Below are 1,008 nucleotides of genomic sequence, written 5' to 3'. Positions count from 1 at the left end.
GCGATCGTGTGGGAGCGTGCCATGCGGCAGCGCCCAAAACCGCGCAGGCCTGGAGATGCACCACCGCCTGCCGCCTGGCACTAGAATTTCTTGCGCTGATCTCCTTGAGCATGTCGTTGTCCAGCATCGAGGCCACCAGCAGCTTCTTAGCCGCTCGTTCTCCTGCTTCAGCTGGTGCAGACGATGGGTATCTTACACCTCCAGCCCGCCATACCTGGACTTCCACGTGCAGAAGGTCGCCGAGCTGATCCCATGACGACGGCCTATATCCGCCGTCGCCATCCCAGCCTCCTCCTTCAAAACAGCGATGATCTGTTCCTCGCTGAACCCGCTCCGCTTCATCTCGTCCGTCTCATTGACGAAGACCGGACTCTACTTATCAATGGAGGAAATCTCGGCTCAGGACTCATTGATCACAGTCAGAAGATGATGGTGGCGGCGAGGCAGATGGCCGAGAAGAAGGTGTGGGCGCAGCGGTCATAGCAGGTGCGGATACGTCGCCAGTCCTTAAGGCGGCCAAACATATTTTCGACCCTATGCCGCTGACGATAGAGGGTGCGATCGTGCGGGATCGGGATTTTACGGTTCGCCTTTGACGCGATGCACGGGGTAATGCCGCGCTCCATCAAGGCATGCTGGAACCCGTCGGCGTCATAACCTCGGTCGCCCAGCAGAGCCTTGGCCGCTAGCGCTGCAGGTATCCGGTTGAACACGCCCATCCGGCTCCAGCGGACGAAGCGGTTATAGATCGTCTTGGGCGGACCCTCGTCGGCAGGTGCATCGTGTCAGCGCAGACCGTCATGGACCACGAAGATAATCCTACTGATGACCCAACGATCATTGCCCTTGGGCACGCCGTGAGACAGCGGAAAATACGGCTCGATCGTGCGCATCTGCGCCTCTGACAACCAAATCAAATCGCTCATGGCAACGCCTCCTGAGCGCCGCCAATGAATAAGCATCAGACTGTCAGGAGAATCCCTTTAATAGGTCCTGAGCCTAGGTCGT

At 58.4% G+C, this 1,008-nt stretch carries 2 pseudogenes; both read right to left on the bottom strand.

Annotated elements, in window-relative coordinates:
* Window positions 1-342, bottom strand: a pseudogene (locus K4G67_RS17375) (transposase); the annotation flags it as partial.
* A gap of 77 nt (window positions 343-419) precedes the next feature.
* Window positions 420-926, bottom strand: a pseudogene (locus tag K4G67_RS17370) (transposase).
* Between the last annotated feature and the right edge of the window lie 82 nt (window positions 927-1,008).

The organism is Croceicoccus hydrothermalis (assembly GCF_022378335.1).
Classification (GTDB): domain Bacteria; phylum Pseudomonadota; class Alphaproteobacteria; order Sphingomonadales; family Sphingomonadaceae; genus Croceicoccus; species Croceicoccus hydrothermalis.
Note: the sequence above shows the minus strand (reverse complement) of the source record. Positions and strands in the feature narration are given on the sequence as shown.